This window comes from Oceanobacter sp. 4_MG-2023, assembly GCF_030689165.1.
In the GTDB taxonomy this organism is placed as follows: domain Bacteria; phylum Pseudomonadota; class Gammaproteobacteria; order Pseudomonadales; family Oceanobacteraceae; genus Oceanobacter.
Genome location: NZ_JAUYVV010000016.1, coordinates 62,748 through 77,511, shown reverse-complemented (window position 1 = coordinate 77,511; position 14,764 = coordinate 62,748). Strand labels below are relative to the sequence as shown.

Below are 14,764 nucleotides of genomic sequence, written 5' to 3'. Positions count from 1 at the left end.
CAGGCCTGCAAGTCGGCTTCGTGATTCGAAACCATCCGGTAGCCCAGAGTGAGCACCGGATTAAATAGATGTCCCCTGATAGGCAACTTCGTTATAAATATTGGCAAAGCCGTCGGTGTAGCGAGTGCCATAATTGGGGGAATTTTGCATACCCAGCAGCATGATGCCTCTGTGTTCGGCCATGGCAATCATCTGCTGCGGATAACGCTGGGTGGTGTGCCGCGCAGGCCATCGTTGCCGCGAGTTCGATTATCAGCAGGTCTGGCTGGTGTCGCCACTGATACTGGCATTGACTACCGTGACCAGTGGAACACGCTGTTGCAGCTGCTGCTGAAGCAGAGTGACCTGTCCCTGTTGAATCGGCACGCCGAATCCGGCACTAATACTGTCTCCAACGACGAGAATCATCGGGGCAGCGTGACGCCCGGTATCCGCCGGTTCTGCCAGTGACGGCAAGCCGGTCAATACGACCAGTGCCACTAACAGGATTTTGATATTAGCCATGCGTAATAACCGCGACATCTCGCTTGATCCCCTTGAAAAACCGGCCTCGTCCTCTGCGACAGACGGTCACCACAGCCTAGCTCTTGAGTTAACCCGTGTTGGTAAAACAGTACAAGCGGGAGGACAACCGCTGACGTTATTGAAGGCGGTTTCCCTGCAGGTGGAAGCAGGTACCAGTCTGGCCATCGTCGGTACCTCCGGCAGTGGTAAATCCACCTTGCTGGGGATTATGGCCGGGCTGGATTTACCCTCTGCTGGTGAGCTGTCACTGCTCGGACACAGGCTCGACCAGCTGGATGAAGACCAGCGGGCGGCAGTACGGGCGCAAGGGGTCAGCTTTGTGTTTCAGAACTTCCAGTTATTGCCAGGGTTGACGGCACTGGAAAATGTCATGTTGCCGCTGGAAATTCGCCAGCAAACAAAACCACAGCGTGAAGCAAAATCGTTACTGGACAGCGTTGGTCTGGGTCATCGTATCAGTCATTACCCCAGCCAGTTGTCGGGGGGGGAGCAACAACGGGTGGCGCTGGCGCGGGCCTTTGCGGGTCAGCCGGATATTCTGTTTGCTGATGAGCCCACCGGTAATCTGGATCGCGCCACCGGCAAACAGATTGAAGATTTGTTATTCCAGATGAACGCTGACTACGGCACCACGCTGGTGCTGGTGACTCACGACCCACAACTGGCACAGCGTTGCCAGCGTCAGGTACGTATGACCGATGGCCAACTGCAGGATGTGACTGTCGCCGAGGCTTCGGCATGACAACATTACCCATGACCCGATTACCCTTACTGGCGCAGTGGCGGCTGGCATTACGGCTGCTATGGCGTGAGGCCCGCAGTGGTGAATTAACGCTGATTTTACTGGCGCTGCTGATTGCGGTGACATCCACCACTGCCATTGCGCTGTTCAGTGCCCGCCTCGAGCTGTCGCTGGATGATAACTCCAGTGCCTGGCTCGGGGCTGATTTGCGGGTTCGATCCACCGCCCCCTTTACCGATGAACAACGGCAACTGGCAGTCGGTCTGGGTCTGGAAGCCGCTCAGTTAATGACTTTTCCCAGTGTGGTGTTACACGGCGACAATATGACGCTGGCAGCAATCAAGGCGGTGGATAACGGCTATCCGATGCAGGCGCGATTAAAGGTGATCACCGCCAGTCATCCGGAACCGGTGTTACAGAATCATGGCCCGGCAGCGGGAGAAGCCTGGGTTGAACCGCGCTTGCTGGCGTTGCTGGGTGCCTCTCTGGGGGATGAGCTGGAACTGGGGGACAAAAGCTACCGGGTCACTGGGGAAATCATGGAAGAGTCTGATCGTGGTGGTGGCCTGTACAGCTTGTCGCCACGGATGATGGTGCACTGGGACGATGTTCAGGGCAGTGCCTTGCTGGGGCCGGGCAGTCGTTTGCGCTATCGCTTGCTGATGCAGGGGGAGCCGGATGCTCTGGCACAGCTGCAAGACCAGTGGCCGCTCAGCGACAAGGAAAAATTTGAAACCCTGGAAGATGGCAATCAGCGTATGGCCCGTTCGCTGGCAAAAGCCCGCCAGTATCTGGCGTTGGCCTCTCTGTTGGCGGTGGTGCTGGCCAGCATTGCGGTAGCGATTTCAGCGCAGCGTTACGCCCTCCGGCATTTTGATATCAGCGCCCTGATGCGTACCTTTGGTTTGCACCGGGCTGATGTGCTGCGGCTCTACCTTTGGCAACTGGTGACATTGGGCGTGGCGGCAGCGGCGATCGGGGCGTTACTGGCGCTGCTGTTGCAAGCGGGGATTATCCAGTTACTGGCGGATGTTTTGCCTGCCGAGATGCCCGCCGCTCCGGCGCTGGCCTGGTTGTTGGGCCTCAGCTCCGGGTTGGTGACGCTGTTGGGATTTGGCTTGCCGCATCTGCTGCCGCTGGCAACCGTGTCACCCTTGCGGGTGTTGCGGCGGGATCTGACACCGGTGCCATTGGCCGGTTGGCTGATGACCGGTTTGGCGTTGTTGTCATTGACCCTGCTGCTGTGGGTGTTTACCCGTGATTTGTTACTCACCTTGTTAGTGATGGGGGGCGGATCGCTTCTGGTCTTGGTCTTGCTCGGAGTTTTGCAGCTGGGTATCTCCGGCTTACGCAAGCGACTGGAAAATACCAGCCTGGCGCTACACTGGCGTTTTGCCTGGCAGCACCTGAGCCGTAACAGCCGCCAGACTGCCGGGCAAATACTGGCTTTTTCACTGACACTGCAAGTCATGATCGTGATTGCGATGCTGCGTAATGACCTGTTGGCTGACTGGCAAAACAGCTTGCCAGCCAATGCCCCGAATGTATTTGCCATGAATATCCAGAGTTACGACAAGGAAGGCTTTCAAAGCGGGCTGGTAGAACGCGGCTTTGATGCCCAGACCATTTATCCCATGGTGCCGGGACGATTACTGACCATTAATGGTCGCAGTATCCAGGAGCTGGGGCTGGAGAATATAGGTGCGATTGATCGCGATCTGGCGCTGACGGCTGATCATCAGTTGCCGTCCTCCAATCGTATTGTGGCTGGGGACTGGCAAGCGATGAGTGGTTCCGGCCAACTGTCGATAGAAGTTGAACTGGCGGAGCGGTTAGGTGTACGACTGGGGGATACCCTGGCTTTCCGAGCCGCCGGTGTTGAGTTTGAAGCCAGTGTCAGCAGTTTGCGGGAAGTCGACTGGACTTCACTCAGTCCTAACTTTTTTATGATGTTTTCCTCTGACCTGATGGAACAATTGCCGCCCAGCTACATCACCAGCTTTAACGTCCCGGAGCAATCCCAGGCCGAATTGACCAGCCTGATCCGGGAATTTCCAGCGATCAATATCCTTGATATGCAGGCGTTGCTGGGGCAGTTGCAATCGTTGTTGTATCAGGTCAGCCTGGCGGTGGAGCTGATCCTGGCGGTGGTGTTGATCGCCGCGATGCTGGTAATGGTCTCGGCGCTGGTGGCGAGCCTGAGGGAACGCTTGCAGGAAGGTGCCCTGCTAAGAACCCTGGGAGCCAGCAGTGGGATGATACGCAAGGCCCAGCTTTGTGAGTTTTCTCTGATGGGACTGATTGCCGCGTTGCTGGCGTTGCTGGCCGCCGAAGCCTTGTGCTGGGCCTTGTACACCCAGGTACTGGCTATTCCGTACAGTGGTCTGGGCTGGATCTGGTTGTGGTTACCCTTGCTGTCGGCTTTGGTACTCTCCGGGCTGGCGACGCTGCTCTTGCGCAAAACCATTCGTGTTGCGCCCTTGATTGTGATGCGCGAGTTGAGCTGACTTGCAGTACATGATCGGCATATGCCAGATCATTCGTTGATCTGGCGCTGCCAAAAGGTGTTGCCCAATGGCTTGATAAGCTGCCCGGCCTAAGCTGTGCAAGCGGCCAGGGCGAGGCGCAACAAGTCAAAATACAGCGTCTATGTTAATCTGCAACGTTTTGACCTGCTGCGGATTTTGCTATGGCCCTTCCTGACACACCAGCCACTGATCAATCTTGCTCTGCTTCCGACAAGGGAGATTCCGGTACCACGGGTTCGGTCTCTCGTGCTGGAACAGCATCAAGACCGCCACTTCCCCAGGTGCGGGTGTCTGTTATTACCGGTTTTCTGGGGACAGGCAAAACCACCACGATCTTGAATTTGTTACAGCATCGTCCAGCCGGAGAAAAATGGGCGGTACTGGTGAATGAGTTTGGCGAAGTCGGGGTGGATGGCACCATATTGAAAACACTGGGAGACGGGGTGGTGGTACGGGAAGTCCCTGGCGGCTGTCTGTGCTGTGTCTCGGGGCTGCCGTTCCAGATTGGCATGAACAGTCTGATCAGTCGGGAAAAGCCGGATGTCTTGCTGATTGAGCCAACAGGGCTGGGTCATCCGCGCCAGATTCTGAAAATACTCTCCCAGTCGGGTTATCAGGATGTGCTGAAAGTGGCAAACACGGTGACGCTGGTCGACCCGCGCCATCTGAGTCAGCCGAAATATCGCCAGCATGAGATTTACGCCGATCAGATTGCGGTAGCGGATGTGCTGGTGGCCAATAAAATCGATGTCTGTCAGCCGGAAGATCTGCGGCTGTTTGATGCCTTGGTGGCCGAACGACAGTTAGAGAATCCGCAACTCCAGGCTGTCCGGATTACCCAGGGGCAGCTGTCTCCCGACTTGCTGATCGCAGCCGGTGCTGAGGCTGGAGCATCAGAAGCAAGCGTAACGGCAAGTAATACAACACTCAGGCTCCCGCCGGTGCTGGATCTGACTCAGCCGTTGCAGTTGGAAGCTGGTGAATCTTTTCGGGCTTTGCCACATCAGGGTGATGGCTATCATGCGTTAGGCTGGTTGATTGCGCAGCCATGGCTGTTTTCGTTGGCGGCATTGAGGAACTGGTTGTATAGCCTGGAGATTGAACGAGCCAAGGCGGTACTGGCAACCGACGCCGGGGTAGTGGCATTCAATCTGCGCGAAGGCACTCTGACGGAGCAGCTGCTGGGAGACGCCAGTGTCATTGCTTTTGAAAACCGGCTGGAATTGATCGATCTGGACGTGTTGCCACAAGCGGCGCTGGAAGCTGGTTGGCAGGCCTGCGCGTTAAGCGGGATGGCATCCTAGCGTAGTGGCATCGGGCTGACGTTATCCATTGTCTGTTTATCCCGATGGCACAGGACTGCCATCGTTACCATCGCTCGTTTGGCATGCCGTAGCCTGGTGTGCCATGTCGCGGTATCCCATTCTCTTCATCTTCTGATAATAAGCAGGTCGCGATGATGCGCACGTTTTATTCGGTACTGGCGGCGGTTGGCCTTTCGCTGCTGGCACTGAGCTGTCAGGCAACACTACTGATCAATGAGGTAGATGCCGACACCGAAGGCAATGACAACGCCGAATTTATCGAGCTGTACAACGGTGGTCGTGGCGCGACGTCATTAACTGGCTACGTACTGGTGCTGTATAACGGCAGCAACGACCGCGCCTATCTGGTGCTGGATTTGTCAGCCAGGCGCACAAATGCGGAAGGGTATTTTGTGGTCTGTGGTAGCGTTGCCACGATCGCTGGTTGCGGCCTGGAAATAGGGAACAATATTCTGCAAAACGGTGCCGATGCCGTTGCCCTGTACCATGGTTCGGTGGCTGATTTCCCCAAAGGTACGGCTGTCACCGCCAGCAATCTGGTGGATGCTCTGGTGTACGGTACCCGTGATGCGGACGATCGCGGACTATTAAGCGTCCTGATGCTGGCTGACCCGGTGCAGGTCGATGAAGGTTCAGCGGGCGACAAAGACAGGCATTCTTCCCAGCGCTGTGCCACCTCCGCTCGCTCCGGTGCCGCCTTTCAGGTTGACGAAGCGACTCCCGGTGCGCGGAATTCGTGCCACGATCAGCCGGAACAATCCCGGTCCGGGCAGTGTGGTGATCCAACGGGCGTTACCCGGATCAGTGCTATCCAGGGCCGTATTCGCCATGTCAGTGACGATACCAGCCCATTGAATAATCGGCGAGTGCTGGTGGAAGCCGTGGTCACACTGGATGCCCGGGTGGGCTATGGGGGCTTCTGGATACAGGAAGAAGACGCCGATGCCGATAACGATGCCCGCAGTTCAGAAGGGGTGTTTGTTAAAAGCAAAGGGGCGGATATTCGTGTCGGTGATACCGTACGGCTGGAGGGAACCGTGGGGGAAACGTCAGGAGTGACGCGGCTGGGTAATATCCGTGACCTGACGGTGTGTCGCCGGGATACAGCGTTACCTCGGGCGCAGCCGCTGGTCTTGCCGGTGAGGGATCTGGCCGACTGGGAAGCCCTCGAAGGCATGAGAGTGCACAGTCACACCCGGCTGCTGGTTGCCGACTTGTATGGTGCCGGTTATGGGTTAGGCAATTATGGTCAGCTGGTGGTGTCTTCCTCTTTGCATTTTCAGCCGACCGATGTCGTACCGCCAGGGTCAGAGGCCGCGGATGCACTGCTTAAACGTTATGCGCTGGACCGGTTGTTGGTGGATGACGGCATGAGTGGCCGTTACCCCACATTTATTCCTTTTCCTGATGCGACAACCGGCTATCGCGCCGATAACCCGGTACGGATCGGTGATTCATTTACCACCTTGAGCGGCGTGATCCATCATTTCAAAAACGATTTTATGCTGATTCCCGAACGATACCGTATGGCTGCCAGTCATGCCCGTACCCCGACACCAACGGTGAGTGCGGATGCCAATTTGCGTATCGCTTCCATGAACGTGCTGAACTATTTTAACGGTGATGGCCAGGGTGGCGGCTTTCCTGCCTCCCGTGGTGCCAGTACCTACGCCGCCTTCCAGTTACAAAGCAGCAAGGTGGTCGCGGCGATGGCTGCCATGGATGCGGATATCATTGGTTTGATGGAAATCGAAAATGACGGCTACGACAAGCACAGTGCCATTCAGCAATTGCTGGATGCCATGAATGCCTTGCAGGCTCCCGGCGATGAGTATGCGTTTGTGGACCCGGGCACGCCGCGTATTGGTACGGATGCCATTACGGTCGGATTGCTGTATCGGCCTGGACGTCTTCGGTTACGGGGCACGACCCAGGTGCTGTCATCGGCCAATTCGCCACGTGACCGGCAGGGCGTGTTATTCAACGACCGCAAACACAGGCCATCCCTGATCCAGTCATTCGAGTTTCATGACTTTGTGTTTACGCTGTCGATCAATCATTTCAAATCAAAAGGCTCGGCTTGTCATGAGCAACACGAAGGTGCCGATGGCCAGGGTAACTGCAATCTTCTGCGTACCCGGGCGGCTACTGGCTTGTTGCAGTATTTGCAAACACAGCCAACGGGGGTGACATCCACCGCTGTCCTGGTGATGGGGGATTTGAATGCTTACAGCCAGGAAGACCCGCTGCAGGTATTGCTGGCAGGGGGATACCACGACCTCAAGCGCTCGGATGTGGCAACCGAAGCGAAACCTTATACCTACAGTTACAACGGCTTGCTCGGCAGTCTGGACCATGCCTTGGCAACGGCCACCTTTGCGGATCATGTAGTCAGTGCGGGCGCCTGGCATATCAACTCGGTAGAAGATGCACTGATGGGTTATGAAACCGACGCCAATGGTCAGAGCTATGCGTCAGTTGATCACTATGGTCAGGCCGATAGCTATCGTTCATCCGATCATGACCCGGTAGTGATTGGATTACGGGTCGGCAGCAGTGGTCAATAAGGGAGTCGGGTGTCAGTCCAGCCTGTTGGGGTGAGGTCGTGCCATGGGCATGGTGCCACTGGATTGGTAGCGCAGCCGAATACGTTCGACCAGTGCTTCCAGCTCTTTGTCGTACAGTGGTTGTTGTCGGGTTGACAGGCCATCGGAGTAGATCAACCGGGTTTGCGGTTGCCAGTGGCATGGGTGCTGTTGTGTCAGCCATTGGTTCAGCAGCGTCATGGGCATATCGGTCAGCCCTTCGAGCAATTCAGCCCCTAGCTGTTGTAGTTGAGTACTGAGCTGCGCCAGGGCGTGCAGGCGGTCATCGTCATAGCAGAATTCGTTGCCCGTGCCGCACAGCACTACTTGTTTACCGTGATAACTCAACTCTTCCAGAATAGGCCAGGCGTCTGCCCAAGGGGTTTCCGGAGTGCCAAAAGCATGGATTGGCAGCGCCATCACCAGGGTGTGGTAGGGCTGGATATCTTCCGGAATACAGCTAAGCAAATTGCACAGCGCGACCGGAGCCCAATGAATATGGTGCTCCAGTGCGCAGGCGGTCGCCGTTGAACAACGACAGCTGCTGTCGTACAGAATAGCGATATCTGTCATTGATGTGGCTCCAGTTAAATCAGGTAGCGGGTAGAGGCTGATAAATCCTGACTCAGGCGGCGGATACAGAGACGCCCTTGTGGCTGCTGCCGATATAAATAGCGCAGGGCAAAAAAGGGCTGATACAGGCTTTCGAGGCACAGTTGCCGACATTGAGGGCTGCAGTCATCGGCAAAAGCTGTGTTACGCAGGTGGCTGTAAAGGCGACGCAGCCAGCTTTCCTGCAAGGCTGGCAAGTGACGGCTGCCGGCCTCTTCTGCCAGTTCCAAGCCGATATCCAGATATTCATTCACCCAGAGTGTCAGTAACACATCGCTGTGTTGCTGCGGAATCAACTGCTCCAGTTGTTCCAGTCGCCGGCTGTTGCTGGACCCGGAAGTCAGTTGTGGCCAGGGGTTATTGCTGCGGCTGCCGGAGTCAGGGATGGCATTGATCTGGGCAGGTTGCGTCGGAAAGGCGAGTAGCGTGGCGGACATAAGCGTGGTCTCTTTCTGATCAGGTCAAGACCACTCTAATGATAATTATTCTTATTTGCAATAGAGAATGATTATTTCCATTCGAATGGCTTTTCCTGTCCATGGGTCAGCTTGACCCAGCCTGGCTGGTCTTCGGTTTCAGATTCTTTCCAAACGCGGGCAGCACAGCGAATCTCGGTTTCCAGCACATGATGGGCCGAACGGGCACATTCGAGATCATCTGCCCATGGCGTATGGTTCTGCTTGATCCATAGACTGTCGAAATTACCTTCTGCCCGGACGGTAAACACCATGTCCATATTTTCACAACGCCAGAAGTGGCTGTTACCCTTGAGGGTTGTGTCGGTGACGGGGCCAATACTGGATTCGAGCCAGGCACGTACTTGCTCCGGTTCGGCTTTTAACAGGTAAATTTCGATATCAGGGAGAGTGGAAGTCATCGTTGTAGCTGTGCCTCTGAAGAGTCGGGATCTATTTGCGCAATATACCCCAAGGCTGTGCAGATTGCGCCGTTTGGCGTTATCCTGAATGTGACGGTGCTGGCATGAAACGCAGCGTGTGGCGAGCAGGAAAGAACAAGAAAGGAAAAGGCAAAACGGTGAGAAAGCGGCAAGAAAATCGCCCGTAACCAATAACAGTGCCATTGTTGTTGGTTACGGGCGTTGCTTAGCGCAAAGGCTGAAAGCGCTGACGGAATCAGATCAGCGCCCCAGCAGATGGGAATCGAGCTACCCTCATAGCCCGCAAGCAGAATAACTCCCGGGTTATGTAGCAGCAATGTGACTGGATGCCGCAGCAAGGCCTGTGCGGTGCCTGTGCGGGGTTGGCCAGCCATACCAAACACAAAAATCCGGAATAAGGGGCCGTGCATCCCGTCGCGATCACAGTACTCGTAAGGAATACGTTTCCTGTTTGTTTTTTCACCGTTATTCTGGTAAATTCCGCGCTCCTTTTTATCCGTACACTATTGTTAAATCCGCGGTGCTGTTTATTACGGTGCCACAGCGGCTGATAATAAAAACGGACTCCTTGTCTTACCGGATTGGCCGGAAGGCTTTTTACCCATAAGGAGCTGACAATGCGTCACTACGAAATCGTTTTTCTGGTTCACCCAGATCAAAGCGAACAAGTTCCAGCGATGGTTGAGCGTTACACCGCGACTATCGAAGGCACTGCAGGATCTATCCACCGTTTCGAAGATTGGGGCCGTCGTCACCTGGCTTACCCGATCAACGATGTTCATAAAGCACACTATATTCTGATGAACGTAGAGTGTACCCAGGAAGCCCTGGACGAACTGACCACCAACTTCCGTTACAACGATGCCATTCTGCGTAACCTGGTGATCCGTCGTAATGAAGCGGTGACTGATGTTTCTCCGATCAAAGCTGCTGAAAGCCGCGAAGATCGTCGTCGTCCTGAGCCGCGCGAAGACAACCGTGAAAAAGCGGTTGAGACTGAAGAATCTGCTACTGAAGATTCTGCCGATTCCGCCAAAGACGAAGATTAAGAGAGGAGTTACTCATGGCACGTTTTTTCCGTCGTCGCAAGTTCTGCCGTTTCACTGCTGAAGGTGTCACAGAGATCGATTATAAAGATCTGGATACCCTGAAAGGCTATGTCACTGAAACCGGCAAGATTGTTCCAAGCCGTATCACTGGTACGCGCGCCAAGTATCAGCGTCAGCTGTCTACTGCTATCAAGCGTGCACGTTATATTGCACTGCTGCCGTATTCAGACGCGCACGATAATTGATTGGTCTTGTTGGTTGGATAAACTGAGCCACAAGCCCGTTTACCTTAATCAACATGAGCATCAAGCATGAAAAATCTGGCTCAATGGGCCATGCAAAGCCGCCAGAGGGTAACTCTGGTTGCGGCCATTGCTTACGCTGTCCCCATGCTGTTTTGGCTGGGAGCAGCGTTCCAGGCGCTGGTGCTGTTGCGTCAGCCCTCCAGGGACAGTCTGCCGATGGTCCTGTGGTCTTCCTTGCCAGCATTGGCATGGATGGCAGCAGGTGATCCGACCCCTGTTCTGGTAGCAGCAGGAACAATCCTGGCTGCTCAGGTACTTCGTTATTCGATTCGTCTTGATTGGGCGATTCTGACGGCGGTGGTACTGGGAGAATTGATTTATTGGTGTTTGCCCTTGTTGCTGGCCGATGTACTGCCGTTGGTAGTGTCCAGTAGCGAGGTTGCCGTCAGTGAAGCGTTAAAATCCAGTCCGGATTTACAAGCGCGCTTGCAACCTCTGGTTGCCCCCATGATTCATGGGGTACTGGCCGCTTTGCACACACTGGTTATTATCTTGTGTCTGTTATTGGGACGCTATTGGCAGAGTGCCTTGTATAACCCGAAAGGGTTTGGCATTGAATTTCGACAGTTGCGTTTGCCGTTGGCATTCACACTGCCTGCCGTACTGGTTGTGCTTACCGCAGGCCAGTTGTTGCCGGGATTGTCTGGCATGGTACCGGTGTTAACCGTGGCCATGATGTTGGCAGGCCTGGCAGTGTTCCATGGCGTGGTGCATGGCACTAACGCCAGCTCGAACTGGCTGTTGCCGATTTATATCGGTCTGGTCGTGTTTGGGCCTTACATGTACACATTACTAATTTTCGTAGCGGTGCTGGATAGCGTACTAGATATCCGCATGCGACTAAAAGACACGGCGTCTGGTGACAAATAGCACCGACTCCCTGTAATGAGGAATCCAAGATGCAAATTATTCTGTTAGAAAAAGTCGCTAACCTGGGTGAACTGGGTGATCAGGTTAACGTTAAGCCTGGTTATGCACGTAACTTCCTGATCCCTAAAGGCAAGGCAGTTCCTGCAACCAAAGCAAACGTTGAACACTTCCAGGCGCGTCGCGCTGAACTGGAAGCGACTGCAGCAGCCAAATTGGCTGAAGCTGAATCCCGTAAAGAGAAAATCGAAGAAATCGAACTGTCTGTTGCCGTTAAAGCCGGTGATGAAGGCAAACTGTTCGGTTCTCTGGGTAACCGCGATATTGCCGACCTGGCTTCTCAAGCCGGCGTTGAATTGGCCAAGGCAGAAGTTCGTCTGCCAACAGGTCCAATCCGCGCAGTTGGTGAATTTGATGTGGCGATTCACCTGCACCCAGAAGTAGAAGCGGTACTGAAACTGCACGTTGTGGCTGAATAAGTAACTGCTGTCAGTCTGTGGATACCGGTTATACCGGTTCACCGGCTGCAAGGAAAAAGGCACTATAGGGAAAGACTCTATAGGGCCTTTTTTTATGCCTGATGCCTGGGCACCAGGTTGCGTTTCAGCATGCCCGCGACGAGCACAGCGTGTATTGATCAGACAGTATTCAGGAAGGATGGTATGACTGACGACTATCACAACGATGACACGGCAACCACCAGCCAGCGTACCCCTCCGCATTCGGTAGAGGCGGAGCAATCGGTACTGGGGGCCTTGATGCTGGATGAGCGCGCCTGGGAGTCGGTCAGTGAAACACTGCGGGACAACGACTTCTATCGCCATGATCATCGCTTGATTTTTCGTGCTATCCAGCATTTGTCTTCGGTTGAACAAGCCATTGATGTGGTGACGGTAGCAGAAGAACTGGAAGAGCGTGGCCAGCTGGAAAGCATCAAGGGTGGTTCTTATCTGGCCCGTTTGGTCGATATGACACCGTCGATCGAGAACTGCGATGCCTATGCCGAAATTGTTCGCGAGCGCTCGCAGCAGCGCCGCCTGATCGAAGCCGCCAGCGACATCATGCAAAAAGCCTACGAGCCAGGTGGGGATGAAACCCTGACCCTGATCTCGGATGCTGAAAAAGCCATTGCCGAAATCGCCGAAGGCAATCGCAAAGACGGTGGCCCTGAAAAAATTGCCCCGATTCTGAAAAACACCCTCGATCAACTCGATCAGATGTTCAACCAGCCCGATGGCCTGACCGGGCTGACCACCGGGTTTGATCACATTGACCAGCGCACCTCCGGTTTCCAGAAAGCCGATCTGGTGATTGTGGCCGCGCGGCCATCGATGGGGAAAACCACCTTTGCAATGAATCTGGTCGAAAATGCCTTGCTGGCCAGCAAGCGCCCTTGCCTGGTGTTCTCGATGGAAATGCCATCAGAATCGATTGTGATGCGGATGTTGTCGTCGATTGGCAAGATTGATCAGAGCCGGATTCGTAGCGGCAAGCTGATTGAAGAAGACTGGCCCAAGCTCTCCGCCGCTGTCACCATGTTGAAAGACTTGCCACTCTATATCGATGACACCGCCGCCCTGACACCGCAGGAGATGCGTGCCCGCGCTCGCAAGATTTACCGTGAAAGCGGCGATCTGGCCCTGATCATGGTGGATTATCTGCAGCTGATGCAGGTATCAGGAAAATCGGAAGGCCGTACCCAGGAAATTTCCGAAATCTCACGCTCACTCAAAGCCATTGCCAAGGAATTTGAATGCCCGGTGATTGCCTTGTCGCAGTTGAACCGCTCGCTGGAACAACGGCCGAACAAGCGCCCGGTGATGTCAGATCTGAGGGAATCCGGTGCGATCGAGCAGGATGCTGATATTATTCAGTTTATCTACCGCGACGAAGTCTATAACGAAGACACGCCGGAAAAAGGCGTGGCTGAAATTATTACCGGCAAACACCGTAACGGCCCTATTGGTACCGACCGCCTGGCCTTTATTGGCAAGTACACGCGGTTTGAAAATCTGGCCCATGGTTATGATGACTATGGGGATGAATAAAGCGGTGATTGACTGCAGATATTAATACCCGTCACAGCCCGGCAGCAACAGCGCCTGTGACACGTCACTCAGGAATATTGAATGAAATTTACCCCGACGCTGAAATTTAACGGCGGCCGCCTGCGGCCACTGGAAGCGACAGACCGAGACGCACTGTTTGTGGTTTATCAACAGCCGGAATTACCGGGCCAGCGCCCGCTGGAGCAACCTGAGCAGCTGGATCGCATGATCGAACTCAGTGTGCAAATGGCCGCCACCCAACGCGGCATGATGTGGGCAATCGAACTGGGTGATGACAACAGTGGTTATCAGTTGCTGGGGATGGCCAGTGCCTATGACTGGCAGCCATCCCTGTTGAAAGTGGCATTACGAATCGACGGTTTACCCCGTTTAACCATGGCTGACCGGGCGGCGGCATTGACTGCCTGTATAAACTTTATGGCGGAAAAATATCACCTGCGCAGCGTTGCGTATGCCTGGATTCAGGGGCAAAGCGACGCCATTCCGGCAATGCTGGAAAGCATCGGTTTCCAGCGCTCCGTGGTGATGCGGGATGGTTGGCGTCTGGGGCAGGATGACTACTGTGACCAGACGCTTTATCACCATATTTTGCCAGCAACAACGGTGGAGGTACGGCTATGAACTGGAATCTGCAAGCGGGGCCTTTTGTAATCCGGTTACCGGTTATTGATCAGGATGGCGATGCCTTGTATGGCTTGCTCAAAGACCCTGATGCCAGTGCCCATATTCCCAAACCACCGATGTATGCATCGGTACAGTCACTGGATGAATTACGTCGTGCCTCGATGAAATTCAAAAGCCGTGAAGGGGCCTGCTGGCTGGTGGAGTGTCACAGCGGCGATGTCGATGCCCTGGCAGAACTGCTGGCGCGTGTCACACTGGACAGTATCAACTGGATGCTGAATAGCGCTCGGCTGCAGTGGGAAGTCAGCCCATCCGTTGAGGCTGACGAGCTGGAAACCATTATCGGCGCGATAGAGGCTTTTTGTTTTAATGAGCTGGGATTACATCGACTGGAAGTGGCGCTGTTACCTGGCTCGACCCGGCATGAAGCCTTTCTGGATCAGCTGGGTTATCAGTATGAAGGTTGCTTGCCAGCGCAGCTGGAATTTGACGAGCAATGGCGGGATCTGAACTTGTATGCCCGATTGGCAACTGATGCAATGGTTGAGGCACCAACACCGCTCTGATTGGGCGGTGAGACAACAGGGAGCGTGTTTTTGTCTTTCCGTTTTTATGAACAGAACCAATAAATGTTC

At 54.7% G+C, this 14,764-nt stretch carries 16 protein-coding genes; 11 read left to right on the top strand and 5 right to left on the bottom strand.

All coding sequences use genetic code 11. The features are described 5' to 3' along the window. Positions 1-60 precede the first annotated feature (60 nt). Positions 61-183 (bottom strand): hypothetical protein, encoded by a 123-nt coding sequence (locus Q8W24_RS12155; protein ID WP_305413904.1) that lies wholly within the window; start codon positions 181-183, stop codon positions 61-63. A 69-nt stretch (positions 184-252) separates the two neighbouring features. Next, positions 253-504, bottom strand: a complete 252-nt coding sequence (locus Q8W24_RS12150) for a hypothetical protein (protein WP_305413905.1) — start codon at positions 502-504, stop codon at positions 253-255. Between Q8W24_RS12150 and Q8W24_RS12145 the strand changes: the two genes are divergently transcribed. From Q8W24_RS12145 to Q8W24_RS12130, 4 genes are all read left to right on the top strand, one after another. After that, entirely contained in the window at positions 503-1,267 is a 765-nt protein-coding gene (locus Q8W24_RS12145; protein ID WP_303431759.1) for an ABC transporter ATP-binding protein, read from the top strand. The genes Q8W24_RS12150 and Q8W24_RS12145 overlap by 2 nt on opposite strands. Further along, positions 1,264-3,774, top strand: a complete 2,511-nt coding sequence (locus Q8W24_RS12140) for an ABC transporter permease (protein WP_305475466.1) — start codon at positions 1,264-1,266, stop codon at positions 3,772-3,774. The genes Q8W24_RS12145 and Q8W24_RS12140 overlap by 4 nt, the downstream gene beginning before the upstream one ends. A 182-nt stretch (positions 3,775-3,956) precedes the next feature. Beyond that, the gene (locus tag Q8W24_RS12135; RefSeq protein ID WP_305475464.1) at positions 3,957-5,099 is read left to right on the top strand and encodes a GTP-binding protein; all 1,143 of its coding nucleotides are present in this window, start codon (positions 3,957-3,959) and stop codon (positions 5,097-5,099) included. 152 nt (positions 5,100-5,251) lie between these two features. Next, the gene (locus Q8W24_RS12130) at positions 5,252-7,687 is read left to right on the top strand and encodes an ExeM/NucH family extracellular endonuclease (protein WP_305475462.1); all 2,436 of its coding nucleotides are present in this window, start codon (positions 5,252-5,254) and stop codon (positions 7,685-7,687) included. A 12-nt stretch (positions 7,688-7,699) separates the two neighbouring features. Here the strand turns inward: Q8W24_RS12130 and Q8W24_RS12125 are convergent, their stop codons facing one another. The 3 genes from Q8W24_RS12125 to Q8W24_RS12115 all read right to left on the bottom strand — a co-directional run bounded on the left by Q8W24_RS12125 (position 7,700) and on the right by Q8W24_RS12115 (position 9,194). Beyond that, positions 7,700-8,278 (bottom strand): hypothetical protein, encoded by a 579-nt coding sequence (locus Q8W24_RS12125; protein ID WP_305475460.1) that lies wholly within the window; start codon positions 8,276-8,278, stop codon positions 7,700-7,702. A 14-nt stretch (positions 8,279-8,292) separates the two neighbouring features. Then, positions 8,293-8,754 (bottom strand): hypothetical protein, encoded by a 462-nt coding sequence (locus Q8W24_RS12120; RefSeq protein ID WP_303431764.1) that lies wholly within the window; start codon positions 8,752-8,754, stop codon positions 8,293-8,295. A 71-nt stretch (positions 8,755-8,825) separates the two neighbouring features. Beyond that, positions 8,826-9,194 (bottom strand): hypothetical protein, encoded by a 369-nt coding sequence (locus Q8W24_RS12115; RefSeq protein WP_303431765.1) that lies wholly within the window; start codon positions 9,192-9,194, stop codon positions 8,826-8,828. 638 nt (positions 9,195-9,832) lie between these two features. On the opposite strand from Q8W24_RS12115, the gene rpsF reads away from it, so the two are divergent. The 7 genes from rpsF to Q8W24_RS12080 all read left to right on the top strand — a co-directional run bounded on the left by rpsF (position 9,833) and on the right by Q8W24_RS12080 (position 14,695). After that, entirely contained in the window at positions 9,833-10,264 is a 432-nt protein-coding gene (gene rpsF, locus Q8W24_RS12110; RefSeq protein ID WP_303431766.1) for a 30S ribosomal protein S6, read from the top strand. Positions 10,265-10,278: 14 nt separating this feature from the next. Then, entirely contained in the window at positions 10,279-10,509 is a 231-nt protein-coding gene (gene rpsR, locus Q8W24_RS12105; RefSeq protein WP_303431767.1) for a 30S ribosomal protein S18, read from the top strand. 66 nt (positions 10,510-10,575) lie between these two features. Beyond that, positions 10,576-11,439 carry a hypothetical protein gene (locus Q8W24_RS12100; RefSeq protein WP_305413912.1) on the top strand — a complete coding sequence of 288 codons (864 nt, stop codon included), beginning with the start codon at positions 10,576-10,578 and terminating at the stop codon, positions 11,437-11,439. A 29-nt stretch (positions 11,440-11,468) separates the two neighbouring features. Continuing rightward, a complete protein-coding gene (rplI, locus tag Q8W24_RS12095; RefSeq protein ID WP_303431769.1) occupies positions 11,469-11,915 on the top strand; it encodes a 50S ribosomal protein L9 in 447 nt (148 codons plus the stop codon). A gap of 183 nt (positions 11,916-12,098) precedes the next feature. After that, positions 12,099-13,484, top strand: a complete 1,386-nt coding sequence (gene dnaB, locus Q8W24_RS12090; RefSeq protein WP_303431770.1) for a replicative DNA helicase — start codon at positions 12,099-12,101, stop codon at positions 13,482-13,484. Positions 13,485-13,565: 81 nt separating this feature from the next. Continuing rightward, the gene (locus tag Q8W24_RS12085; RefSeq protein WP_305413914.1) at positions 13,566-14,126 is read left to right on the top strand and encodes a GNAT family N-acetyltransferase; all 561 of its coding nucleotides are present in this window, start codon (positions 13,566-13,568) and stop codon (positions 14,124-14,126) included. Continuing rightward, a complete protein-coding gene (locus Q8W24_RS12080; RefSeq protein WP_303431772.1) occupies positions 14,123-14,695 on the top strand; it encodes a GNAT family N-acetyltransferase in 573 nt (190 codons plus the stop codon). The genes Q8W24_RS12085 and Q8W24_RS12080 overlap by 4 nt, the downstream gene beginning before the upstream one ends. The last annotated feature ends 69 nt before the right edge of the window (positions 14,696-14,764 follow it).

Bases quoted from the DNA above. Each gene is read 5' to 3' on its own strand.
- Q8W24_RS12150 (WP_305413905.1), bottom strand. From the start codon at position 504: ATGGCTAATATCAAAATCCTGTTAGTGGCACTGGTCGTATTGACCGGC.
- Q8W24_RS12115 (WP_303431765.1), bottom strand. From the start codon at position 9,194: ATGACTTCCACTCTCCCTGATATCGAAATTTACCTGTTAAAAGCCGAA.
- rplI (WP_303431769.1), top strand. From the start codon at position 11,469: ATGCAAATTATTCTGTTAGAAAAAGTCGCTAACCTGGGTGAACTGGGT.
- Q8W24_RS12100 (WP_305413912.1), top strand. From the start codon at position 10,576: ATGAAAAATCTGGCTCAATGGGCCATGCAAAGCCGCCAGAGGGTAACT.
- Q8W24_RS12080 (WP_303431772.1), top strand. From the start codon at position 14,123: ATGAACTGGAATCTGCAAGCGGGGCCTTTTGTAATCCGGTTACCGGTT.
- dnaB (WP_303431770.1), top strand. From the start codon at position 12,099: ATGACTGACGACTATCACAACGATGACACGGCAACCACCAGCCAGCGT.
- Q8W24_RS12155 (WP_305413904.1), bottom strand. From the start codon at position 183: ATGGCCGAACACAGAGGCATCATGCTGCTGGGTATGCAAAATTCCCCC.
- Q8W24_RS12140 (WP_305475466.1), top strand. From the start codon at position 1,264: ATGACAACATTACCCATGACCCGATTACCCTTACTGGCGCAGTGGCGG.
- Q8W24_RS12130 (WP_305475462.1), top strand. From the start codon at position 5,252: ATGATGCGCACGTTTTATTCGGTACTGGCGGCGGTTGGCCTTTCGCTG.
- rpsR (WP_303431767.1), top strand. From the start codon at position 10,279: ATGGCACGTTTTTTCCGTCGTCGCAAGTTCTGCCGTTTCACTGCTGAA.
- Q8W24_RS12120 (WP_303431764.1), bottom strand. From the start codon at position 8,754: ATGTCCGCCACGCTACTCGCCTTTCCGACGCAACCTGCCCAGATCAAT.
- Q8W24_RS12145 (WP_303431759.1), top strand. From the start codon at position 503: ATGCGTAATAACCGCGACATCTCGCTTGATCCCCTTGAAAAACCGGCC.
- Q8W24_RS12125 (WP_305475460.1), bottom strand. From the start codon at position 8,278: ATGACAGATATCGCTATTCTGTACGACAGCAGCTGTCGTTGTTCAACG.
- rpsF (WP_303431766.1), top strand. From the start codon at position 9,833: ATGCGTCACTACGAAATCGTTTTTCTGGTTCACCCAGATCAAAGCGAA.
- Q8W24_RS12135 (WP_305475464.1), top strand. From the start codon at position 3,957: ATGGCCCTTCCTGACACACCAGCCACTGATCAATCTTGCTCTGCTTCC.
- Q8W24_RS12085 (WP_305413914.1), top strand. From the start codon at position 13,566: ATGAAATTTACCCCGACGCTGAAATTTAACGGCGGCCGCCTGCGGCCA.